This window comes from Enterobacter sp. GER_MD16_1505_Eko_090 (genome assembly GCF_003331015.1).
In the GTDB taxonomy this organism is placed as follows: Bacteria; Pseudomonadota; Gammaproteobacteria; order Enterobacterales; family Enterobacteriaceae; genus Enterobacter; species Enterobacter roggenkampii.
In genome coordinates this window covers 170112-193577 of record NZ_PUQF01000002.1, presented here as the reverse complement: position 1 = coordinate 193577, position 23466 = coordinate 170112, and the positions used below count along the sequence as shown (strand labels likewise).

Below are 23466 nucleotides of genomic sequence, written 5' to 3'. Positions count from 1 at the left end.
CGATTGCTGTAAAAATAAATCCACAATACACGCATAATGGTTCGCTATGTCACATAACACCCGACCTCTGAATCGACAGGACTACAAAACCCTCACGCTCGCGGCCTTAGGCGGTGCGCTGGAGTTTTACGACTTCATTATCTTCGTCTTCTTCGCTGCCGTAGTGGGGGAGCTCTTCTTCCCGGCCGATATACCGGAGTGGCTGCGTCAGGTGCAAACCTTCGGCATTTTTGCTGCCGGGTATCTGGCGCGTCCGCTGGGCGGCATTATCATGGCCCACTTTGGCGATCTGGTCGGGCGTAAAAAGATGTTTACCCTCAGCATCCTGCTGATGGCGGTCCCCACGCTGGCCATTGGTCTGCTGCCCACCTATGCCTCGATGGGCATTCTCGCGCCGCTGCTGCTGTTGCTGATGCGCGTGCTTCAGGGCGCGGCGATTGGCGGTGAAGTGCCGGGCGCGTGGGTGTTTGTCGCAGAGCATGTTCCGGCGCGCCGCATTGGTATCGCCTGTGGAACCTTAACCGCGGGGCTGACCATCGGGATCCTGCTCGGCTCGGTGGTCGCCACCATTGTGAATACCAGCATGACGCAGCAGGCCGTACACGACTGGGGCTGGCGTATTCCGTTCCTGCTGGGCGGGGCGTTTGGCCTGGTGGCGATGTACCTGCGCCGCTGGCTGCAGGAGACACCGATTTTCCTCGAGATGCAGCAGCGTAAAGCGCTGGCGCAGGAGCTGCCGGTGAAGGCGGTTGTGGTACGTCATAAAAAGGCGGTGGTGGTGTCGATGCTGCTCACCTGGCTACTCTCGGCCGGGATTGTGGTGGTGATATTGATGTCTCCGGTGTGGCTGCAAAAGCAGTACGGTTTCGCCCCAGCCGTGACGCTACAGGCGAACAGTATCGCGACAATCATGCTCTGCTTTGGCTGTCTGGCCGCCGGGCTGGCGGCAGATCGTTTCGGGGCCAGCGTTACCTTTATTGTCGGCAGCCTGCTACTGGCCGCATCAAGCTGGGCGTTTTACCATCTGGCAGGCAGCCATCCTGAACAGCTGTTCCTGCTGTACGGCGTGGTAGGGCTGTGCGTGGGCGTAGTCGGCGCGGTGCCGTATGTCATGGTGCGCGCGTTCCCGCCGGAGGTTCGCTTCACCGGGATCTCATTTTCCTACAACGTGTCGTATGCCATTTTCGGTGGGCTGACGCCGATTGCGGTGACGGTCCTGATGGGCGTCTCTCCCATGGCTCCGGCCTGGTACGTGCTGGCGCTGTCGGTGATGGGGCTGGTATTGGGATTTTGGCTTCGTCAGGCGGGGGGATGTCGTGCCCGCGAGGCGGGCACGACAGAGGGATCAGTGTTTTTCACCAATCGGTAGAACGGTGCGGTCAAACTGCTCGTTCAGCACTTCACCCATTGCCAGGTAGATAGCGCTTGCGCCGCAAACCAGACCAATCCAGCCGGCAACGTGAACGATGCCTTCGTTATCCACCAGGTGACCGATTGCCAGCAGGGCAAACAGCACGGTCAGGCTCAGGAAGACGAACTGCAGCATGCGGTTGCCTTTCAGGGTACCGAAGAACATGAACAGGGTGAAGACGCCCCACAGGCCCAGGTAGACGCCCAGGAAGTGGGCGTTTGCCGCGTCTGCCATGCCCATTTTAGGCAGCAGCAGAATGGCGACCAGGGTCAGCCAAAAAGAACCGTAAGAGGTGAAGGCGGTTAAGCCGAAGGTATTGCCTTTCTTATATTCCAGCAGGCCCGCAAAGATTTGCGCGATACCGCCATAAAAAATGCCCATCGCCAGGATGATGCCATCCATCGGGAACATCCCGATATTGTGCAGGTTCAGCAGAATAGTGGTCATGCCAAAACCCATCAGGCCCAGCGGAGCCGGATTAGCCAACTTAGTGTTGCCCATAAGTCCTCAAAAAAATCATCATTAATATGGTGAAATGGTTAAACCCGCGTCAGTTCTCCCTGACGGGGCGCGGCATCATAATGGGCGCAATCGATGGCGTCTATGATCTCATCAGGGTGAAATTAAAATTTTTTTTATGCTTGCCCCTTGATGGATGCCGTCGCGACCCCATCTTGTAGTCAACCGCAGTGTGTGGACCTGAAAAAAATCAAATCTGGGCAGTTGAAAAAGCACGTTCTGCCCTTATTACAGGTACACAACCACATGTTGACTGAATTTTTAGTGGAGACGTTTAGATGGGTAAAATTATTGGTATCGACCTGGGTACTACCAACTCTTGTGTAGCGATTATGGATGGCACTACTGCACGCGTGCTGGAGAACGCCGAGGGCGATCGCACCACGCCTTCTATCATTGCTTATACCCAGGACGGTGAAACTCTGGTTGGTCAGCCGGCTAAACGTCAGGCAGTGACAAACCCGCAAAACACTCTGTTTGCGATTAAACGCCTGATCGGTCGCCGCTTCCAGGACGAAGAAGTTCAGCGTGACGTTTCCATCATGCCTTACAAAATCATCGCGGCAGATAACGGCGATGCATGGCTTGATGTGAAAGGCACCAAAACAGCACCACCGCAGATTTCTGCTGAAGTGCTGAAAAAAATGAAGAAAACCGCTGAAGATTACCTGGGTGAGCCGGTAACTGAAGCTGTTATCACCGTTCCTGCATACTTCAACGATGCTCAGCGTCAGGCAACCAAAGATGCTGGCCGTATCGCAGGTCTGGAAGTAAAACGTATCATCAACGAACCAACCGCGGCTGCTCTGGCTTACGGTCTGGATAAAGAAGTCGGCAACCGTACTATCGCGGTTTACGACCTGGGTGGTGGTACCTTCGATATCTCTATTATCGAAATCGACGAAGTTGACGGCGAAAAAACCTTCGAAGTTCTGGCAACCAACGGTGATACCCACCTGGGTGGTGAAGACTTCGATACCCGTCTGATCAACTACCTCGTTGACGAGTTTAAGAAAGATCAGGGCATTGACCTGCGTAATGACCCGCTGGCTATGCAGCGCCTGAAAGAAGCCGCTGAGAAAGCGAAGATCGAACTGTCTTCCGCTCAGCAGACCGACGTGAACCTGCCGTACATCACTGCAGACGCGACCGGTCCTAAACACATGAACATCAAAGTGACCCGTGCGAAACTGGAAAGCCTGGTAGAAGACCTGGTGAACCGTTCTATCGAGCCGCTGAAAGTTGCTCTGCAGGACGCTGGCCTGTCCGTGTCTGATATCAACGACGTTATCCTCGTTGGTGGCCAGACCCGTATGCCAATGGTGCAGAAGAAAGTGGCTGAGTTCTTTGGTAAAGAGCCACGTAAAGACGTTAACCCGGACGAAGCAGTGGCTATCGGTGCTGCAGTTCAGGGTGGCGTACTGACCGGTGAAGTGAAAGACGTACTGCTGCTGGACGTTACCCCGCTGTCTCTGGGTATCGAAACCATGGGCGGTGTGATGACTGCGCTCATCAACAAAAACACCACCATCCCAACCAAGCACAGCCAGGTGTTCTCTACCGCTGAAGACAACCAGTCTGCGGTAACCATCCATGTGCTGCAGGGTGAGCGTAAGCGTGCGGCGGATAACAAATCTCTGGGTCAGTTCAACCTGGACGGTATTAACCCGGCACCGCGCGGCATGCCACAGATCGAAGTCACCTTCGACATCGATGCTGACGGTATCCTGCACGTGTCTGCGAAAGACAAAAACAGCGGTAAAGAGCAGAAGATCACCATCAAGGCATCTTCTGGTCTGAACGAAGCGGAAATCGAAAAAATGGTTCGCGATGCCGAAGCTAACGCGGAATCCGACCGTAAGTTCGAAGAGCTGGTTCAGACCCGCAACCAGGGTGACCATCTGCTGCACAGCACCCGTAAGCAGGTTGAAGAAGCAGGCGATAAACTGCCAGCGGAAGACAAGACTGCTATCGAAGCTGCACTGAGTGCGCTGGAATCCTCACTGAAAGGTGAAGATAAAGCGGACATCGAAGCGAAGATGCAGGAACTGGCACAGGCTTCTCAGAAGCTGATGGAAATCGCTCAGCAGCAGCACGCTCAACAGCAGGCGGGCGCTGACGCTTCGGCGAACAACGCGAAAGACGACGACGTTGTCGACGCTGAGTTCGAAGAAGTTAAAGATAAAAAATAATCGCCCTGATGCAGGGTAATTAATCGGCACGGGCGTAGGAGAACTCTCCACGCCCGTGCTCGCATGTTAAGGGGCTTAAAAAAACCAATGGCAAAGCAAGACTATTACGAGATTTTAGGCGTTCCGAAAACTGCGGAAGAGCGTGAAATCAAAAAGGCGTATAAGCGCCTGGCCATGAAATTCCACCCGGACCGTAATCAGGGTGACAAAGAGGCTGAAGCCAAATTTAAAGAGATCAAAGAAGCCTACGAAGTCCTGACCGATGCACAAAAACGTGCAGCCTATGACCAGTACGGTCACGCCGCCTTTGAACAGGGCGGCATGGGCGGCGGTGGATTCGGTGGCGGCGGCTTTGGCGGCGGTGCCGACTTCAGCGATATCTTTGGTGATGTGTTTGGCGACATCTTCGGCGGCGGGCGTGGTCGTCAGCGCGCGGCGCGCGGCGCGGATCTGCGCTACAACATGGATCTGACGCTGGAAGAGGCCGTTCGCGGTGTTACCAAAGAGATCCGTATTCCGACGCTGGAAGAGTGTGACGTCTGCCACGGCAGCGGCGCGAAAGCGGGTACCCAGCCGCAGACCTGTCCAACCTGTCACGGCTCCGGTCAGGTTCAGATGCGTCAGGGCTTCTTCGCGGTACAGCAGGCCTGTCCTCACTGTCACGGTCGCGGTACGCTGATTAAAGATCCGTGCACCAAATGCCACGGCCACGGTCGCGTTGAGAAAACCAAGACCCTGTCCGTTAAAATCCCGGCTGGCGTGGATACGGGCGACCGCATCCGTCTGGCGGGTGAGGGTGAAGCTGGCGAACACGGCGCACCGGCAGGCGATCTGTACGTTCAGGTGCAGGTGAAACAGCACGCTATCTTCGAGCGCGAAGGGAATAACCTGTACTGTGAAGTGCCGATCAACTTCGCGATGGCGGCTCTCGGCGGCGAAATCGAAGTGCCGACGCTGGATGGTCGCGTCAATCTGAAGATCCCGGGCGAGACCCAGACCGGTAAGCTGTTCCGCATGCGCGGGAAAGGCGTTAAATCCGTTCGCGGTGGTGCGCAGGGCGACCTGCTGTGCCGCGTCGTCGTGGAAACACCGGTTGGCCTGAACGATAAGCAGAAACAGCTGCTGAAAGAGTTGCAGGAAAGCTTTGGTGGTCCGACGGGTGAGAAAAACAGCCCGCGTTCCAAAAGCTTCTTCGATGGCGTCAAAAAATTCTTCGATGATTTGACCCGCTAATCCGTTAGCTGGTTTCCATCTTCAAAAAGCCCGGAAGCGATTCCGGGCTTTTTTTATTTACGGGTATTGCTCGGTAAAAGTGAATCTATACTCAATATTAATCTGTTTTTGCCGAGCTATTTGGCTTGGTATTATGGTTTTATCGAGGTATTGTTGTAAAAGAGAGAACTTAAATGAAATTACTACACCGTTTCTTTAGCAGTGAGGCGTCCGGTGGCGTGCTCCTGATTATTGCCGCAGCGGCCGCGATGGTGCTGGCTAATCTTGGCATCACGCGGGATCTCTATCATGCATTTCTGGAAACGCCCGTTGAGATGAAGGTCGGGGCGCTGGAAATTAACAAGAACATGCTGCTGTGGATCAACGATGCGCTGATGGCGGTGTTCTTCCTGCTGGTGGGGCTTGAAGTTAAGCGTGAGCTGGCGCTGGGCTCGCTTGCCAGCCGCCAGCGCGCGGCGTTCCCGGTCATTGCCGCGCTCGGTGGGATGGTGGTGCCGGCGCTGCTCTTCCTGGCGTTCACCTGGCAGGATCCGGTTGCACGTCACGGCTGGGCGATCCCGGCCGCGACGGATATAGCCTTTGCGCTCGGGGTGCTTGCCTTGCTGGGAAGCCGCGTGCCGGTTGCGCTGAAAATCTTCCTGATGGCGCTGGCGATCATCGATGATCTTGGCGCCATTGTGATTATCGCGCTGTTCTACACCAGCGATCTGTCGATCCTGTCTCTGAGCGTGGCCGCAGGCGCGATTGCGGTGCTGGCGCTGCTGAACATCTTTAATGTGCGCCGCATCGGTATCTACATCCTCGTGGGGATGGTGCTGTGGACGGCGGTGCTGAAATCCGGCGTGCACGCCACGCTGGCTGGGGTGATCGTCGGCTTCTTCGTACCGCTTAAGCCGCAGGACGGCAAGTCGCCGGCCAAACAGCTGGAGCATGTGCTGCACCCGTGGGTCGCCTTTATGATCCTGCCCCTGTTTGCGTTTGCCAACGCCGGGGTTTCGCTGGGCGGCGTGACGCTGGACGGGATGACGTCCGTGCTGCCGCTGGGCATTATTGCCGGTCTGTTTATCGGTAAGCCGCTGGGTATTAGCCTCTTTTGCTGGCTGGCGACGAAACTGAAGCTGGCGTCATTGCCGCACGGCACCACGTTTAAGCAGATTATGGCCGTCGGCGTGCTGTGTGGAATAGGGTTTACGATGTCGATCTTTATCTCGACGCTGGCATTTGGCGCGCATGCGCCTGAGCTGATCGTCTGGGCGAAACTCGGCATTCTCATCGGGTCATTACTGGCCGCCGTAATTGGTTATACCTTGTTGAAGGTGAAATTGTCCGGACAGGCCGTCCAGGCATAACGGAACACCGGGAGGAGGCGATCCTTCTCCCGAAACACACTCAAGGAGCGAAGACGCGATGTCTCATTTGAATTACAACCATCTTTACTACTTCTGGCACGTCTATAGACAGGGCTCGGTGGTCGGGGCTGCAGAGGCGCTCTACCTGACGCCGCAAACCATCACCGGGCAAATCAAGGCGCTGGAAGAACGTTTGCAGGGCAAGCTGTTCAAGCGTAAGGGGCGCGGGATTGAACCCAGCGAGCTGGGTGAGTTGGTTTTCCGCTACGCGGACAAAATGTTTACCCTTAGCCAGGAGATGCTTGATATCGTCAACTACCGCAAAGAGTCGAACCTGCTCTTTGACGTGGGCGTGGCGGATGCGCTGTCCAAACGGCTGGTGAGCGGCGTGCTGGATGCGGCGGTGGTTGAAGATGAACAAATTCATCTTCGCTGCTTTGAATCCACCCACGAGATGCTGCTGGAACAGCTGAGCCAGCACAAGCTGGACATGATTATCTCGGATTGTCCGATCGACTCGACGCAGCAGGAAGGGCTGTTCTCGGTGAAAATTGGGGAATGCGGCGTGAGCTTCTGGTGCATTAATCCGCCGCCGGAGAAACCCTTCCCGGCCTGCCTGGAAGAGCGTCGACTGCTGGTGCCGGGAAGACGCTCCATGCTGGGGCGCAAGCTCCTGAACTGGTTTAACTCGCAGGGGCTGAACGTGGAAATCCTCGGCGAATTTGACGATGCGGCGCTGATGAAAGCCTTTGGTGAAGCCCACAACGCCATCTTCGTTGCGCCGACGCTCTACGCGCACGATCTCTATTCGGACGACAAGATTACGGAGATAGGCAGAGTGGATAACGTGATGGAGGAGTATCACGCCATCTTTGCTGAAAGGATGATTCAGCATCCGGCGGTACAGCGAATCTGTAACCGTGACTACTCGGCGCTGTTTACGCCACCGGCAATCTGAAGATATAAAAAAACCCGCGTTAAGCGGGTTCTTTTAAAACAAGCAACAACAAGCGGCGATTAAGCCAGTTTGTTGATCTGCGCGGTCAGGTTTGCTTTATGACGCGCTGCTTTGTTTTTGTGGATCAGACCTTTAGCAGCCTGACGATCCACGATTGGTTGCATTTCGTTAAATGCGTTCTGCGCAGCAGCTTTGTCGCCAGCTTCGATAGCTGCGTATACTTTCTTGATGAAAGTACGCATCATAGAGCGACGGCTTGCATTGTGCTTACGAGCCTTTTCAGACTGAATAGCACGTTTCTTAGCTGATTTGATATTAGCCAAGGTCCAACTCCCAAATATGATCTATGTGGACAATTCAAAGGCCGAGGAATATGCCCTCTATACCTTCTTTTGTCAATGGATTTGTGCAAATAAGCGCCGTTAATGTGGCGACGCTACGTTACGTAGTGATGGCGCAGGATTCTACCAGCTTGTTGTCCGTGAATACAGCTTTTCGGCATAAAAATCGCAGTTCGCGAGCAGATTTTTTCGCTGCGAAAGGTCAGCCTGATGAAATCATTACGGCTTTCTGTTTTGCACGAACAATCGCCGGTTAACCTTAACCGCTGTACAAGGTATACTTTGGCGATTTTCACTGTTTTGAGCCAGACATGAAGCTGATACGCGGCATACATAATCTCAGCAGAGCCCCGCACGGGTGCGTGCTGACCATTGGTAATTTCGACGGCGTGCATCGTGGTCATCAGGCGCTGTTGCAGGGATTGCGTAAAGAAGGGGAGGCTCGCGGCCTGCCCGTAGTAGTGATGATTTTCGAACCGCAGCCGCTGGAGCTGTTCGCGGGCGACAAATCTCCCGCACGTCTTACACGCCTGCGCGAGAAGTTGCGCTATCTGGCTGAGTCCGGTGTGGACTATGTATTGTGCGTACGTTTCGATCGCCGCTTTGCCGCGCTGACAGCACAAAATTTCGTCAGCGACCTGCTGGTGAAGCGTCTTGGCGTGCAGTTTCTTGCCGTGGGCGATGATTTCCGCTTTGGCGCTGGTCGTCAGGGTGATTTCTTGCTATTACAGAAGGCTGGTCTGGAGTACGGTTTTGACGTCACCAGCGCGATGACCTTCTGTGAAGGCGGCGTGCGCGTCAGCAGCACGGCAGTGCGGCAGGCGCTGGCCAACGATGAACTGGATACGGCAGAAAACCTGCTGGGACATCCGTTCACCATCTCTGGTCGCGTGGTCCATGGCGATGCGCTGGGCCGCACGATAGGTTTCCCGACGGCGAATATACCGCTGCGTCGTCAGGTTTCCCCGGTTAAAGGGGTCTATGCGGTAGAAGTGGCAGGACTGGGCGATAAGCCGTTCTACGGCGTCGCCAATATTGGCACGCGTCCGACCGTTGCCGGTGTGCGTCAACAGCTAGAAGTGCACCTGCTGGACGTTGTAATGGACCTGTATGGTCGCCATATAGATGTGATACTGCGTAAAAAAATACGCAACGAGCAGCGATTTGGTTCGCTGGATGAACTCAAAGCGCAAATTGCGCGAGATGAATTAACAGCCCGCGAGTTTTTTGGGCTTTGAACCCGGCTTAACTGCCTACGTGATAAATACGGAACCGAGAATCTGATGAGTGACTATAAATCAACCCTGAATTTGCCGGAAACAGGGTTCCCGATGCGCGGCGATCTCGCCAAGCGTGAACCGGGAATGCTGGCGCGTTGGACCGATGATGACCTGTACGGCATCATTCGTGCAGCCAAAAAAGGCAAAAAAACCTTCATTCTGCATGATGGCCCTCCCTATGCGAATGGCAGCATTCATATTGGTCACTCTGTAAACAAGATTCTGAAAGACATTATCGTGAAGTCCAAAGGACTCGCGGGATATGACTCGCCTTACGTTCCGGGCTGGGACTGCCACGGCCTGCCAATCGAGCTGAAAGTTGAGCAGGAATTTGGCAAGCCTGGTGAGAAATTCACCGCCGCTGAGTTCCGTGCGAAGTGCCGCGAATACGCAGCCACCCAGGTTGACGGTCAGCGCGCTGACTTCATCCGTCTGGGCGTACTGGGCGACTGGTCGCATCCGTACCTGACCATGGACTTCAAAACCGAAGCCAACATCATCCGTGCGCTGGGCAAAATCATCGGTAACGGCCACCTGCACAAAGGCGCGAAGCCGGTGCACTGGTGCGTGGACTGCCGTTCTGCGCTGGCAGAAGCGGAAGTGGAGTATTACGACAAAACCTCTCCGTCTATCGACGTAGCCTTCCATGCTGTCGATCAGGATGCGGTGAAAGCCAAATTTGGCGTGTCGTCCGTTAACGGCCCGATCTCGCTGGTGATCTGGACCACCACCCCGTGGACCCTGCCAGCCAACCGCGCGATCTCCCTGTCCGGTGAATTCGAATACGCGCTGGTGCAGATTGACGGCCAGGCGGTTATCCTGGCGAAAGATCTGGTTGAAAGCGTGCTGAAGCGCGCGAACATCGCCGATTACACCGTGCTGGGCACAGTTAAAGGCGACGCGCTGGAGCTGATGCGCTTCAAACACCCGTTCCTGGACTTCGACGTTCCGGCGATCCTGGGCGACCACGTAACGCTGGACGCGGGTACCGGTGCGGTACATACCGCCGGTGGCCACGGTCCTGACGACTACAACATCAGCCTGAAGTACGGTCTTGAAATCGCCAATCCGGTTGGCCCGGACGGTTCTTACCTGCCTGGCACCTACCCGGCGCTGGACGGCATCAACGTCTTCAAAGCGAACGACATTATCGTTGACATGCTGCGCACCAGCGGCGCGCTGCTGCACGTTGAGAAAATGCAGCACAGCTATCCGTGCTGCTGGCGTCACAAGACGCCAATCATCTTCCGTGCGACCCCGCAGTGGTTCGTTAGCATGGATCAGAAAGGCCTGCGCGAGCAGTCTCTGAAAGAGATCAAAGGCGTGCAGTGGATCCCGGACTGGGGCCAGGCGCGTATCGAATCCATGGTGGCTAACCGTCCTGACTGGTGTATCTCCCGTCAGCGTACCTGGGGCGTGCCGATGTCGCTGTTCGTGCATAAAGAGACGCATGAGCTGCACCCGAACACCCTGGAACTGATGGAAGAAGTGGCGAAGCGCGTCGAAGTTGACGGCATCCAGGCGTGGTGGGATCTCGACGCCCGTGACATCCTGGGCGCTGATGCGGACAGCTACGAGAAAGTGCCGGATACCCTGGACGTATGGTTCGATTCCGGGTCTACCCACTCCTCCGTGGTTGACGTGCGTCCGGAGTTTGCCGGTCACGCTGCCGATATGTATCTGGAAGGGTCTGACCAACACCGCGGCTGGTTCATGTCATCTCTGATGATCTCTACCGCCATGAAGGGTAAAGCGCCTTACCGTCAGGTACTGACTCACGGCTTCACCGTGGATGGTCAGGGCCGTAAGATGTCTAAATCTATCGGTAATACCGTTTCTCCGCAGGATGTGATGAACAAGCTGGGCGCAGACATTCTGCGTCTGTGGGTGGCCTCGACCGACTACACCGGCGAAATGGCGGTGTCTGACGAGATCCTGAAACGCGCTGCCGACAGCTATCGTCGTATCCGTAACACCGCGCGCTTCCTGCTGGCGAACCTGAACGGGTTTGATCCGGCAAAAGACATGGTGAAACCGGAAGAGATGGTGGTGCTGGACCGCTGGGCGGTAGGCTGCGCGAAAGCGGCGCAGGAAGATATCCTGAAGGCCTATGAGTCTTATGACTTCCACGAAGTGGTGCAGCGCCTGATGCGCTTCTGCTCCATCGAGATGGGCTCGTTCTACCTCGACATCATCAAAGACCGCCAGTACACCGCGAAAGCGGACAGCGTGGCGCGTCGCAGCTGCCAGACCGCGCTGTTCCATATCGCAGAAGCGCTGGTACGCTGGATGGCGCCGATCATGTCCTTCACCGCGGATGAAATCTGGGGTTACCTGCCGGGCGATCGTGAGAAGTATGTCTTCACGGGCGAGTGGTACGAAGGTCTGTTCGATCTCTCCAGCACCGAAGCGATGAACGATGCCTTCTGGGACGAGCTGCTGAAAGTGCGTGGCGAAGTGAACAAGGTTATCGAGCAGGCGCGTGCTGACAAGAAAGTCGGTGGCTCTCTGGAAGCGGCGGTGACCCTGTACGCGGAGCCAGAGCTGGCGGCGAAGCTGACGGCGCTGGGCGATGAATTACGATTTGTCCTGTTGACCTCCGGTGCGAAAGTTGCGGATTATGCTGACGCGTCTGCTGATGCTCAGCAGAGCGAACTGCTCAAAGGACTGAAAGTCGCGCTGAGCAAAGCCGACGGTGAGAAATGCCCGCGTTGCTGGCATTACACCACCGATGTCGGTCAGGTGGCGGAACACGCAGACATCTGCGGACGCTGTGTAAGCAACGTCGCCGGTGACGGCGAAAAACGTAAGTTTGCCTGATGAGTAAAACTCTCTGTTCAACAGGACTGCGCTGGCTGTGGCTGGTTGTGGTGGTGCTGATTATCGATCTGGGCAGCAAGTTCCTGATCCTCCAGAATTTCGCTCTGGGGGAGACGGTGCCGCTGTTCCCGTCGCTTAACCTGCACTACGCGCGCAACTACGGTGCGGCGTTCAGTTTCCTTGCCGACAGCGGTGGCTGGCAGCGCTGGTTCTTTGCGGGTATCGCTCTCGGTATCTGCGTGATCCTGGCGGTGCTGATGTACCGCTCGAAGGCAACGCAAAAGCTGAATAACATCGCCTACGCGCTGATCATTGGCGGCGCGCTGGGCAACCTGTTTGATCGCCTGTGGCACGGCTTTGTGGTCGATATGATCGACTTCTACGTCGGCGACTGGCACTTCGCGACCTTTAACCTCGCTGATAGCGCCATTTGCATCGGTGCGGCGTTAATCGTGCTGGAAGGCTTCTTGCCTAAACCCGCTGCGAAAGAGCAGGCGTAAGCATCAATGCCGGGTGGCGCTACGCTTACCCGGCCTACAGAATTTGTGGCTTCCCGTAGGCCCGGTAAGCGTAGCGCCACCGGGCAACAGGTGACCCAAAACAAGCGAGCAATTTGCATGTCTAAATCCGTACAGAGCAACAGCGCGGTTCTCGTTCACTTTACGCTGAAGCTGGATGACGGCTCAACGGCCGAATCCACCCGCAACAACGGCAAACCGGCCCTGTTTCGTCTTGGCGATACCTCCCTGTCTGAAGGTCTTGAGCAGCAACTTCTGGGTCTGAAAGAGGGTGAGAAAAAAGCCTTTTCGCTGGAGCCGGATGCCGCGTTTGGCGTGCCAAGCCCGGATCTGATCCAGTACTTCTCCCGTCGTGAGTTTATGGACGCGGGTGAACCGGAGATCGGGGCAATTATGCTCTTTACCGCTATGGACGGCAGCGAAATGCCTGGCGTGATCCGCGAAATCAACGGCGACTCGATTACCGTTGACTTCAACCATCCGCTTGCCGGGCGTACCGTTCATTTTGATGTTGAAGTGCTGGAAATCGATCCGGTACTGGAGGCCTGAAATGCAGATCCTGTTGGCTAACCCGCGCGGCTTTTGCGCCGGTGTAGACCGCGCTATCAGCATTGTTGAAAACGCGCTGGAGATTTACGGCGCGCCGATTTATGTGCGTCACGAAGTGGTGCATAACCGCTACGTGGTCGACAGCCTGCGCGATCGCGGTGCCATCTTTATCGAGCAGATCAGCGAAGTGCCTGACGGTGCGATCCTGATTTTCTCCGCGCACGGCGTCTCTCAGGCGGTCCGTAACGAAGCGAAAAGTCGCGATCTGACCGTCTTTGATGCGACCTGTCCGCTGGTAACCAAGGTGCATATGGAAGTGGCGCGCGCCAGCCGTCGTGGTGAAGAGTCGATCCTGATTGGCCATGCCGGTCATCCGGAAGTCGAGGGCACTATGGGCCAGTACAGCAACCCGGAAGGGGGAATGTATCTGGTGGAGTCGCCGGAAGATGTCCTGACGCTGAACGTGAAGAACGAATCCCGTCTGTCGTTTATGACCCAGACGACGCTCTCCGTCGACGATACCTCAGACGTGATTGACGCCCTGCGTCAGCGCTTCCCGAAAATCGTCGGGCCGCGCAAGGATGACATCTGCTACGCCACCACCAATCGTCAGGAAGCGGTGCGCGCACTGGCTGAACAGGCGGACGTGGTGCTGGTGGTCGGCTCTAAGAACTCCTCCAACTCCAACCGTCTGGCTGAACTGGCACAGCGAATGGGCAAAGCGGCGTTCCTGATCGACGATGCCACGGATATTCAGGAAGCGTGGGTTAAAGACGCGGCCTGCGTTGGCGTGACGGCCGGGGCGTCCGCGCCGGATATTCTGGTACAAAACGTCATTTCCCGTCTGCAGGAGCTGGGCGGCGGCGAAGCGGTGCCGCTGGAAGGACGTGAAGAGAACATTGTTTTCGAAGTGCCGAAAGAACTGAGAATCGACGCCCGCGAAGTCGAATAGTCCCTTTTCTGATGAAAGGCCAGCACCTCCTGTGCTGGCCTTTTTTTTACCCGTTACTTTATCGTGACGACAAAATCATGTCTTTTACTGATATTTAAGTCGGTTTCACGTTAAATTCTAATTATTGGTGTTTTCAGTTGGCAGTGCTCAGAAAGGCTGGTTAATCTGAAAACGGTTTACATCATTTTAACGTAAGAGAATAACTATGCATGATGCACAGATCCGTGTCGCCATTGCGGGCGCGGGTGGACGTATGGGCCGTCAGCTGATTCAGGCGGCACTTCAGATGGATGGCGTAGCACTTGGCGCGGCGCTGGAGCGTGACGGTTCATCACTTCTGGGGACCGATGCTGGTGAGCTGGCGGGCGCGGGAAAGACCGGCGTCACCGTGCAAAGCAGCCTGGATGCGGTTAAAGAGGACTTCGATGTCTTCATCGATTTTACCCGCCCGGAAGGGACGCTCGCGCATCTGGCATTTTGCCGCCAGCACGGCAAGGGGATGGTGATCGGCACCACCGGTTTTGACGATGCGGGCAAGCAGGCTATCCAGGATGCATCCAAAGAGATTGCGATTGTCTTCGCCGCAAACTTTAGCGTGGGCGTTAACGTCATGCTGAAGCTGCTGGAGAAGGCCGCGAAGGTGATGGGCAACTACACCGATATTGAGATTGTTGAAGCTCACCACCGCTATAAGGTTGATGCGCCATCCGGCACGGCGCTGGCGATGGGCGAAGCGATTGCTCATGCACTTGATAAAGATTTAAAAGACTGTGCGGTCTATGCCCGCGAAGGCCACACCGGGGAACGCGTGCCGGGCACCATTGGTTTTGCAACCGTCCGGGCGGGTGACATCGTCGGCGAACATACCGCGATGTTCGCCGATATTGGCGAGCGCGTCGAAATTACGCATAAAGCGTCCAGCCGAATGACGTTTGCCAATGGTGCCGTTCGATCCGCTTTGTGGCTGAAAGAGAAGAAAAATGGTCTTTTTGATATGAGAGATGTGCTGGATCTCAACAATTTGTAAGCATTATTACCCATCGTGATGTGGTTATTGCAGTCGTAATTATTTGATTGCATAGGGCAATAATTTATTGCCCTTTTATTTTATCTGTTTCGTGATTATTTTGTGCATTTAGCCTTGAAAGTATAGCTATTCCTCTTGATTCTCGTTATGGAAATGTAAATTTTGACCATTTGGTCCACTTTTTGATGCTGCGTCCACTCATTTTTCATTAAACCCGGCGCGCAAGCGTTTTCCGCAGTGATTTACCTGATCTTTTTGTCGCTTAAGCTTCACTCGCCTCGCCAGATACGCAAAAGACTAAACAAAATATCGGTTTTAAGTTGACTTTTACCCACCAAATCTCCAGAATGCCGCCGTTTGCCAAAAATCCGCTGGCAACACATTTGCATTGATCCATGACATGGTTATGAATTAATATGCAAATAAAGTGAGTGAATATTCTCTGGAGGGTGTTTTGATTAAGTCAGCGCTATTGGTTCTGGAAGACGGAACCCAGTTTATCGGTCGGGCCATAGGGGCAACGGGTTCGGCGGTTGGGGAAGTCGTTTTCAATACTTCAATGACCGGTTATCAAGAAATCCTCACTGATCCTTCCTATTCTCGCCAAATCGTTACTCTTACTTATCCTCATATCGGCAATGTCGGCACCAATGCGGCTGACGAAGAATCCTCTCAGGTACATGCGCAAGGCCTTGTCATTCGTGACCTGCCGCTGATTGCCAGCAACTTCCGCAACACTGAAGATCTCTCTTCTTACCTGAAGCGCCATAACATCGTGGCGATTGCCGATATCGATACCCGTAAGTTAACGCGTCTGCTGCGCGAGAAGGGTGCACAGAACGGCTGCATCATCGCAGGTGATAACCTCGATGCGACGCTGGCGCTGGAAAAAGCGAAAGCTTTCCCGGGCCTGAACGGCATGGACCTGGCGAAAGAAGTGACTACCGCTGAAGCCTACAGCTGGACTCAGGGTAGCTGGACGCTGGAAGGCGACCTGCCGGAAGCGAAAAAAGAGAGCGAGCTGCCGTTCCACGTGGTGGCCTACGATTTTGGCGCCAAGCGCAACATCCTGCGCATGCTGGTTGACCGCGGCTGCCGCCTGACGGTAGTGCCTGCACAAACGTCTGCCGAAGACGTATTGAAGATGAATCCGGACGGTATTTTCCTGTCCAACGGTCCTGGTGACCCGGCGCCGTGCGATTACGCCATCGCCGCCATCAAGTCCTTCCTGGAAACCGATATCCCGGTATTCGGCATCTGCCTCGGCCATCAGCTGCTGGCGCTGGCGAGCGGTGCGAACACCGTCAAGATGAAGTTCGGCCACCACGGTGGTAACCACCCGGTGAAAGACATCGATAACAACACGGTGATGATCACCGCGCAGAACCACGGCTTTGCCGTCGATGAAGCCTCAATGCCGGCTAACCTGCGCGTGACCCATAAGTCGCTGTTCGATGGCACCCTGCAGGGGATTCATCGCACCGATAAGCCAGCGTTCAGCTTCCAGGGCCACCCGGAAGCGAGCCCGGGCCCACACGACGCCGCGCCGCTGTTCGATCACTTCATCGAACTTATCGAGCAATACCGTAAGACCGCTAAATAATCAGGAGCCGAGAAGACAATGCCAAAACGTACAGACATAAAAAGCATCCTGATCCTTGGCGCTGGCCCGATCGTCATCGGCCAGGCCTGCGAATTCGACTACTCCGGCGCGCAGGCGTGTAAAGCCCTGCGTGAAGAGGGCTACCGCGTCATCCTGGTGAACTCTAACCCGGCGACCATCATGACCGACCCGGAAATGGCTGATGCAACCTACATCGAGCCGATTCACTGGGAAGTGGTGCGTAAAATCATCGAAAAAGAGCGCCCGGACGCGGTGCTGCCAACCATGGGCGGCCAGACGGCGCTGAACTGCGCGCTGGAGCTGGAGCGTCAGGGCGTGCTGGCCGAGTTCGGCGTGACCATGATTGGCGCGACCGCCGACGCGATTGATAAAGCCGAAGACCGTCGCCGCTTCGACGTGGCGATGAAGAAAATCGGCCTCGACACCGCGCGCTCCGGTATCGCACACAACATGGAAGAAGCGCTGGCCGTTGCGGCTGACGTGGGCTATCCGTGCATCATCCGTCCATCGTTCACCATGGGCGGCACCGGCGGCGGTATTGCCTACAACCGCGAAGAGTTCGAAGAAATTTGCGAACGCGGTCTGGATCTTTCCCCAACCAAAGAGCTGCTGATTGATGAATCGCTGATTGGCTGGAAAGAGTACGAGATGGAAGTGGTGCGTGATAAAAACGACAACTGCATCATCGTCTGCTCCATCGAAAACTTCGATGCGATGGGTATCCACACCGGCGATTCCATCACCGTTGCGCCAGCCCAGACGCTGACCGACAAAGAGTACCAAATCATGCGTAACGCCTCGATGGCGGTACTGCGTGAAATCGGCGTGGAAACCGGCGGTTCTAACGTGCAGTTCTCCGTGAATCCGAAAACCGGCCGTCTGATTGTTATCGAAATGAACCCGCGCGTGTCCCGTTCCTCCGCGCTGGCCTCTAAAGCGACCGGCTTCCCGATTGCGAAAGTGGCGGCGAAACTGGCGGTGGGTTATACCCTCGACGAGCTGATGAACGACATCACCGGTGGCCGCACCCCTGCGTCCTTCGAGCCGTCCATCGACTACGTTGTGACCAAAATTCCACGCTTTAACTTTGAGAAATTCGCTGGCGCGAACGACCGTCTGACCACCCAGATGAAATCCGTCGGTGAAGTGATGGCGATTGGCCGCACGCAGCAGGAATCCCTGCAGAAAGCGCTGCGCGGCCTCGAAGTGGGCGCGACCGGCTTTGACCCGAAAGTGAGCCTGGACGACCCGGAAGCGCTGACCAAAATCCGCCGCGAGCTGAAAGACGCGGGTGCGGAGCGCATCTGGTACATCGCCGATGCCTTCCGCGCGGGCCTGTCCGTCGACGGCGTGTTCAACCTGACCAACATCGACCGCTGGTTCCTGGTACAGATTGAAGAGCTGGTGCGTCTGGAAGAGAAAGTGGCTGAGCTGGGCATCAACGGCCTGGACGCAGACTTCCTGCGCATGCTGAAGCGTAAAGGCTTCGCCGACGCGCGTCTGGCTAAGCTGGCGGGCGTGCGCGAAGCGGAGATCCGCAAGCTGCGCGACCAGTATGACCTGCACCCGGTTTACAAGCGCGTCGACACCTGTGCGGCAGAGTTTTCTACCGACACCGCGTACATGTACTCCACCTATGAAGACGAGTGCGAAGCGAATCCGTCAGTTGGCCGCGACAAGATTATGGTGCTGGGCGGCGGTCCAAACCGTATCGGCCAGGGCATCGAGTTCGACTACTGCTGCGTACACGCCTCGCTGGCGCTGCGTGAAGACGGTTACGAGACCATCATGGTCAACTGTAACCCGGAAACCGTCTCCACCGACTACGACACCTCTGACCGCCTCTACTTCGAGCCGGTGACGCTGGAAGACGTGCTGGAAATCGTGCGCATCGAGAAGCCAAAAGGCGTTATCGTGCAGTACGGTGGCCAGACGCCGCTGAAGCTGGCGCGCGCGCTGGAAGCGGCAGGCGTACCGGTTATCGGGACCAGCCCGGATGCGATTGACCGCGCGGAAGACCGCGAGCGTTTCCAGCAGGCGGTTGACCGTCTGAAGCTGAAACAGCCGGCGAACGCCACGGTGACGGCCATCGAACAGGCCGTAGAGAAGGCGAAAGAGATTGGCTACCCGCTGGTGGTGCGTCCTTCTTATGTGCTGGGCGGCCGCGCGATGGAAATCGTCTACGACGAAGCCGACCTGCGTCGCTACTTCCAGACGGCGGTGAGCGTCTCCAACGATGCGCCAGTACTGCTTGACCGCTTCCTCGACGATGCGGTAGAAGTGGACGTTGACGCCATCTGCGACGGCGAAATGGTGCTGATTGGCGGCATCATGGAACATATTGAGCAGGCGGGCGTACACTCCGGCGACTCCGCCTGTTCTCTGCCAGCGTACACCCTGAGCCAGGAGATTCAGGACGTGATGCGCCAGCAGGTACAGAAGCTGGCCTTCGAGCTGCAGGTTCGCGGCCTGATGAACGTCCAGTTTGCGGTGAAAGATAACGAAGTCTACCTGATTGAAGTCAACCCGCGTGCGGCACGTACCGTACCGTTCGTCTCTAAAGCCACCGGTATTCCGCTGGCGAAAGTGGCGGCGCGCGTGATGGCAGGCCAGACGCTGGCACAGCAGGGCGTGACCAAAGAGATCATTCCACCGTACTACTCGGTGAAAGAAGTGGTGCTGCCGTTCAACAAATTCCCGGGCGTTGACCCGCTGTTAGGGCCAGAAATGCGCTCAACCGGGGAAGTGATGGGCGTGGGTCGCACCTTCGCAGAAGCGTTTGCCAAGGCGCAGCTGGGCAGCAGCTCTACCATGAGAAAATCGGGCCGTGCGCTGCTCTCCGTTCGCGAAGGCGATAAAGAGCGCGTGGTTGACCTGGCAGCCAAGCTGCTGAAGCAGGGCTTTGAGCTGGACGCGACCCACGGTACGGCAATTGTGCTGGGCGAAGCGGGTATCAACCCGCGTCTGGTGAACAAGGTGCATGAAGGTCGTCCGCACATTCAGGATCGTATCAAGAATGGCGAATACACCTACATCATCAACACCACCGCAGGCCGCCAGGCGATTGAAGACTCCAAGCTGATTCGCCGCAGCGCGCTGCAGTACAAAGTGCACTACGACACCACCCTGAACGGCGGTTTCGCAACGGCCATGGCGCTGAATGCGGATGCTACCGAGAAGGTGATTTCGGTTCAGGAAATGCACGCGCAGATTAGCAAGTAAGTAAAAATGCCCGGTGCCGTTCGGGTGCCGGGCATTCACCCCATCTTCAGAACCTTCTGGTTTTTCATCCTCTTTCAGTCAGTTAGCCTAAAATTGTTAGGTCGATAACGAAATTCAACTGAGAGCAGGGGAAAACACCATGCAAAATAAATTACTGATCGCCACCCTTCTTGCCGCCACTGCAACGTTTACCGTCGCGGGCTGTTCCTCTAACCAGGCAGTGAAAACCACCGATGGCAAAACCATTGTCACCGACGGAAAACCACAGGTCGATGACGATACCGGTCTGGTGTCGTATAAAAATGCGGAAACGGGTCAGACCGAGCAGATCAACCGCGATCAGGTGAAATCAATGGGCGAGCTGGATAACTAATAAAAAAAGCCGTGGCGTTTGCCACGGCTTTTAGTCTTTCAGGAACGATTACCAGCGGTGGTTCAGCAGGATATGACCGCCATAAGCAGCATAGCTGTTCTCACCCCACTCGCCGCTGGCGCGCAGGGAGAGCGTCGTGGTTTCGTTCAGGTTGCCGGTGACGCCCAACTCTAACTGACCGCGATCTTCCGGCGTATCGTTGCTGACGGTCTCGCCGTTAAACGCCAGATCGTTCTGACCTGCGCCTTTCAGCCAGTTCACGGCAACGTACGGCTGCCAGGCTTTCACGTCTTTCTGTTCGAAGTAGCTTGATTTGACGCCCAGACGACCAAACAGACCGTCGTTGTCCAGCGTGGTAATCCGCACGCCGTCGCGATCGGTATGGTTTTCCTGATCCAGATAGCTGTAGATAACCTGCGCCTGAGGTTCGATTTTCCAGGTGCGCTCATTTTCTGAATCAATCACCCATGCATGGCCCACTTCGACGGATGCCGCGAAGCCTTCACTGTCGTAATCTTCATCATTACGGTTGCTGGTCACTTTATTGTTGTACCAGCTATAGGCGGCCCAGGTATCAACGTAGCTGCCCAGACGCAGCTTCTGATCTTCCTGCCAGGTTGCATACAGGCCGACGTTAAAGCCATCCACTTTGCCCTGCGCATCACGTACGTTGTGTTTTGCATCAGAGTGGGTCTTCGCCTGACCTGCCCCGAACATGCCACCCGCACGCAGGATGCCGTTGTCCATTGGCTTACTCATGAAATCGCTGCCTACCTGAAGGACAGTGGTGGTGGTGTCATAGCTAACTTTGTCACCGCCCGCATTGTTTTCATGGTAGCGGCCTTTGACGTACATCCAGGTGTTAAGATCTTCCTCGTTACGGAAGGTGATCTGATCGCGATCGTCACGCTTGTGCAGGAACATGCTCTGCGCGGCAAGGTAGTTACCTAAGTAAGCGCCGACCTCAGGAGCCATGACTTCGGGACCGCTATTGCTGCCGTTGTCGGTGTTACCACCGTTGTCAGTGTTACTGCCGTTGTCGGTGTTACCGCCATTGTCGGTGTTACCGCCATTGTCGGTGTTACCGCCATTGTCGGTGTTACCGCCATTGTCGGTGTTACTGCCGTTGTCGGTATTACCACCGTTGTCGGTATCGGTATCGTCTGCCGGAATGTCTGATGGCGTTGCCTTCGATTCCAGATACCAGTTTCCGTCGCCGTGCTGATAAAGATTATACTCATACGCACCCGCAACAACCGGTTTTGCCAGGGTGAGCTGAGCTTCTGAACTGCCGCCAACTCTGACAATTTCCATACCGTTTACGGTTTGCGCGCCCAGCCCCCCCATGTTGCTGACGCTGACCCCGGATTGGCCAAAGCTGCTCCCGGTGATGGTGAGATGGTCGGTTGGTGCATTATCCTCACCGAGCGTACTGTTTAACACGATCTGGCTGCCCGCGGAGCCGGTATAGTCGCCGTTAATGGTGAAATTGTTGCCAACGCTGTTATTGGCGGCGCTGAGTAACAGCGTGCCGCCATTAGTCACGTTGCCGTTGATAGTATCAACGCCGGCAGCGCTGAGCGTGGCGTTACCCTGGACTGCATTCCATGCCGCCAGCGTACCGCCCGCCAGAACATGAATGTTATTGTTCACTTCACCTGCAGTAGCAAACGTAGCGCCATTTTCAATGGTGACGGTGGCGTTACTGTTCTTTACGCCGAGCGTAGCACCATTAGCGACCAGGGTGGTGCCGCCGTGCAGAACAGTATCGCCCGTGTAGCTGTTCTTGCCGGTGAGGGTCAGGGTGTGTGAATCTACTTTCTCAACCTTGCCGCTACCGGTCATATCGGTGGCGAAAGTGGAATTGTTGCCCTGATTAAATATTACCGTACCGTTGTTTTTCAGACCGCCACTGAGCGAAGCTGTTTTTTTGCCATTGCCTAATTGTAGAGAGGCATCTTTAGTAACCAGCGTATTGCCGCTATTAGAGACGGTTCCCGCCAGCGTTAAATCACCGCTGTTAACCTGAAGGGAATCGCCAGAACCGATCACGTCGAGATCACCCGTCAGCGTCCAGCTTTCACCCTCCATTTTGACAGAGGCAAAACCGTCTCCCTTATTCAGGCCAACAAAATTGCTGTCTTCTATTCCGGCACCAACCAGCGTGAGGCTATTTCCCGTTGAGCCGGTAGAGATCACATCACCGTTGAGCGAGGAGCCGGTATTGAGTACCAGCGTATTATTTTTATTACTGGCAAAGGAGATTGCCGTATTGCCGCCACCGATTGAACCACTGTTTATGATGTCGACTTTAGCGGTATTCGTTACGTTGATTCCGTGCTGAAGGCCCTCTACGGTACCCGTGTTCGTGAGCTTAATATTGCCATCGCTCAGGGTAATACCGTCAACTTCTGTACCCTTGATGGTGCCAGCGTTATTAATGGCAACACCTACTTCAGCATTAAGACCTGATTTGCCTTTAATAAGACCGGTAGCGGTATTGGAAATACTGACAGCAGATGAGTTTTTACTGACGAAAACACCATTTTCAGCCGCAGTAATATTCCCTTTGTTAATCAAGTCCCCTTGCATGGTATCAATATTAACACCTGTCGCGGAAGTAGAGGAAATTGTCGCCCCTTCCTCGTTATTCACTACTAAACGTTGTGCTCCAGTGCTAATATCAAGTCCATTCCCGTAACCAGAAATATTTCCCATATTTGCAACGTTTGAAACATCAATCCCAATGACCGACACGGCAGCTTCATTCCCGGAAGAGGTTATCGTAACGTCTTTATTAATGACGTATTCAGCGTCGGTGGAGAAGTTTTGTGGAATTGAGGTTGATTGGTCAATCGTGCTGGCAAAAGCGACGGCGGGGGTGAATAACAATAGGGCAGGAAAGAGACTTCCCAGAGTTTTAGTCGTTTTATTGAGTCTGAAATTTTTGTTGCTCATTTACACATCCATTTGAATTAGAAAGGCGCGATACGACGTATTAAAATCACGTCAGTATGCGGAGAAAAAGAATGAGCTCGCTACAAAGAGCGTAAAATTATTATTTTTTCAATGTTTTATGTATAGATCGATTTATTAAA

Annotated in this window: 17 protein-coding genes and 1 pseudogene; 15 read left to right on the top strand and 3 right to left on the bottom strand. The window is 55.3% G+C overall.

Features of this window, described 5'->3' with window-relative positions; all coding sequences use genetic code 11:
- The first annotated feature begins 46 nt into the window (after positions 1-46).
- On the top strand, positions 47-1369 hold the full coding sequence (locus C6A40_RS03270) for an MFS transporter (protein ID WP_045335638.1): 1323 nt from the start codon (positions 47-49) through the stop codon (positions 1367-1369).
- On the opposite strand, the gene satP is transcribed toward C6A40_RS03270, so the two are convergent.
- Positions 1346-1912, bottom strand: coding sequence for an acetate uptake transporter (satP, locus tag C6A40_RS03265; RefSeq protein ID WP_008502042.1), 567 nt, complete (start codon positions 1910-1912; stop codon positions 1346-1348). The two genes, C6A40_RS03270 and satP, sit on opposite strands and share 24 nt — an antisense overlap.
- A gap of 296 nt (positions 1913-2208) precedes the next feature.
- Between satP and dnaK the strand changes: the two genes are divergently transcribed.
- The 4 genes from dnaK to nhaR all read left to right on the top strand — a co-directional run bounded on the left by dnaK (position 2209) and on the right by nhaR (position 7662).
- Positions 2209-4122: a molecular chaperone DnaK gene (gene dnaK / locus C6A40_RS03260; protein ID WP_008502041.1), complete on the top strand. Its 1914-nt coding sequence runs from the start codon at positions 2209-2211 to the stop codon at positions 4120-4122.
- A gap of 87 nt (positions 4123-4209) precedes the next feature.
- Positions 4210-5355 (top strand): molecular chaperone DnaJ, encoded by a 1146-nt coding sequence (dnaJ, locus tag C6A40_RS03255; protein ID WP_008502040.1) that lies wholly within the window; start codon positions 4210-4212, stop codon positions 5353-5355.
- A gap of 173 nt (positions 5356-5528) precedes the next feature.
- Positions 5529-6704, top strand: coding sequence for a Na+/H+ antiporter NhaA (gene nhaA, locus C6A40_RS03250; protein ID WP_045335640.1), 1176 nt, complete (start codon positions 5529-5531; stop codon positions 6702-6704).
- A 58-nt stretch (positions 6705-6762) separates the two neighbouring features.
- Entirely contained in the window at positions 6763-7662 is a 900-nt protein-coding gene (nhaR, locus tag C6A40_RS03245) for a transcriptional activator NhaR (protein ID WP_008502038.1), read from the top strand.
- A 59-nt stretch (positions 7663-7721) separates the two neighbouring features.
- On the opposite strand, the gene rpsT is transcribed toward nhaR, so the two are convergent.
- Positions 7722-7985, bottom strand: coding sequence for a 30S ribosomal protein S20 (gene rpsT / locus C6A40_RS03240; protein WP_008502037.1), 264 nt, complete (start codon positions 7983-7985; stop codon positions 7722-7724).
- Between the two features lie 115 nt (positions 7986-8100).
- Between rpsT and C6A40_RS25195 the strand changes: the two are divergent.
- The 10 genes and pseudogenes from C6A40_RS25195 to C6A40_RS03185 all read left to right on the top strand — a co-directional run.
- A pseudogene (locus tag C6A40_RS25195) lies at positions 8101-8307 on the top strand (DUF2575 domain-containing protein); the annotation flags it as partial.
- A gap of 7 nt (positions 8308-8314) precedes the next feature.
- Positions 8315-9241, top strand: a complete 927-nt coding sequence (gene ribF, locus C6A40_RS03225; protein ID WP_021240557.1) for a bifunctional riboflavin kinase/FAD synthetase — start codon at positions 8315-8317, stop codon at positions 9239-9241.
- A gap of 45 nt (positions 9242-9286) precedes the next feature.
- Complete coding sequence (ileS, locus tag C6A40_RS03220) at positions 9287-12103, top strand: isoleucine--tRNA ligase (RefSeq protein WP_021240556.1); 2817 nt, start codon at positions 9287-9289, stop codon at positions 12101-12103.
- Entirely contained in the window at positions 12103-12603 is a 501-nt protein-coding gene (gene lspA, locus C6A40_RS03215; protein WP_008502034.1) for a signal peptidase II, read from the top strand. Before ileS ends, lspA begins: the two co-directional genes overlap by 1 nt.
- A gap of 117 nt (positions 12604-12720) precedes the next feature.
- Entirely contained in the window at positions 12721-13170 is a 450-nt protein-coding gene (fkpB, locus tag C6A40_RS03210) for an FKBP-type peptidyl-prolyl cis-trans isomerase (protein WP_008502033.1), read from the top strand.
- 1 nt (position 13171) lies between these two features.
- Positions 13172-14122, top strand: coding sequence for a 4-hydroxy-3-methylbut-2-enyl diphosphate reductase (ispH, locus tag C6A40_RS03205; RefSeq protein WP_039023911.1), 951 nt, complete (start codon positions 13172-13174; stop codon positions 14120-14122).
- Between the two features lie 205 nt (positions 14123-14327).
- A complete protein-coding gene (gene dapB, locus C6A40_RS03200) occupies positions 14328-15149 on the top strand; it encodes a 4-hydroxy-tetrahydrodipicolinate reductase (protein ID WP_008502030.1) in 822 nt (273 codons plus the stop codon).
- Between the two features lie 454 nt (positions 15150-15603).
- Positions 15604-16752, top strand: a complete 1149-nt coding sequence (carA, locus tag C6A40_RS03195; protein WP_010427050.1) for a glutamine-hydrolyzing carbamoyl-phosphate synthase small subunit — start codon at positions 15604-15606, stop codon at positions 16750-16752.
- Between the two features lie 18 nt (positions 16753-16770).
- Entirely contained in the window at positions 16771-19995 is a 3225-nt protein-coding gene (carB, locus tag C6A40_RS03190) for a carbamoyl-phosphate synthase large subunit (RefSeq protein ID WP_045335643.1), read from the top strand.
- Positions 19996-20134: 139 nt separating this feature from the next.
- Positions 20135-20368: a YgdI/YgdR family lipoprotein gene (locus tag C6A40_RS03185; protein WP_021240552.1), complete on the top strand. Its 234-nt coding sequence runs from the start codon at positions 20135-20137 to the stop codon at positions 20366-20368.
- Between the two features lie 48 nt (positions 20369-20416).
- Here the strand turns inward: C6A40_RS03185 and C6A40_RS03180 are convergent, their stop codons facing one another.
- Positions 20417-23326 (bottom strand): autotransporter outer membrane beta-barrel domain-containing protein, encoded by a 2910-nt coding sequence (locus C6A40_RS03180; protein ID WP_193550751.1) that lies wholly within the window; start codon positions 23324-23326, stop codon positions 20417-20419.
- Positions 23327-23466: the final 140 nt, after the last annotated feature.

Bases quoted from the DNA above. Each gene is read 5' to 3' on its own strand.
- C6A40_RS03270 (WP_045335638.1), top strand. From the start codon at position 47: ATGTCACATAACACCCGACCTCTGAATCGACAGGACTACAAAACCCTC.
- satP (WP_008502042.1), bottom strand. From the start codon at position 1,912: ATGGGCAACACTAAGTTGGCTAATCCGGCTCCGCTGGGCCTGATGGGT.
- dnaK (WP_008502041.1), top strand. From the start codon at position 2,209: ATGGGTAAAATTATTGGTATCGACCTGGGTACTACCAACTCTTGTGTA.
- dnaJ (WP_008502040.1), top strand. From the start codon at position 4,210: ATGGCAAAGCAAGACTATTACGAGATTTTAGGCGTTCCGAAAACTGCG.
- nhaA (WP_045335640.1), top strand. From the start codon at position 5,529: ATGAAATTACTACACCGTTTCTTTAGCAGTGAGGCGTCCGGTGGCGTG.
- nhaR (WP_008502038.1), top strand. From the start codon at position 6,763: ATGTCTCATTTGAATTACAACCATCTTTACTACTTCTGGCACGTCTAT.
- ribF (WP_021240557.1), top strand. From the start codon at position 8,315: ATGAAGCTGATACGCGGCATACATAATCTCAGCAGAGCCCCGCACGGG.
- ileS (WP_021240556.1), top strand. From the start codon at position 9,287: ATGAGTGACTATAAATCAACCCTGAATTTGCCGGAAACAGGGTTCCCG.
- lspA (WP_008502034.1), top strand. From the start codon at position 12,103: ATGAGTAAAACTCTCTGTTCAACAGGACTGCGCTGGCTGTGGCTGGTT.
- fkpB (WP_008502033.1), top strand. From the start codon at position 12,721: ATGTCTAAATCCGTACAGAGCAACAGCGCGGTTCTCGTTCACTTTACG.
- ispH (WP_039023911.1), top strand. From the start codon at position 13,172: ATGCAGATCCTGTTGGCTAACCCGCGCGGCTTTTGCGCCGGTGTAGAC.
- dapB (WP_008502030.1), top strand. From the start codon at position 14,328: ATGCATGATGCACAGATCCGTGTCGCCATTGCGGGCGCGGGTGGACGT.
- carB (WP_045335643.1), top strand. From the start codon at position 16,771: ATGCCAAAACGTACAGACATAAAAAGCATCCTGATCCTTGGCGCTGGC.
- C6A40_RS03185 (WP_021240552.1), top strand. From the start codon at position 20,135: ATGCAAAATAAATTACTGATCGCCACCCTTCTTGCCGCCACTGCAACG.
- C6A40_RS03180 (WP_193550751.1), bottom strand. From the start codon at position 23,326: ATGAGCAACAAAAATTTCAGACTCAATAAAACGACTAAAACTCTGGGA.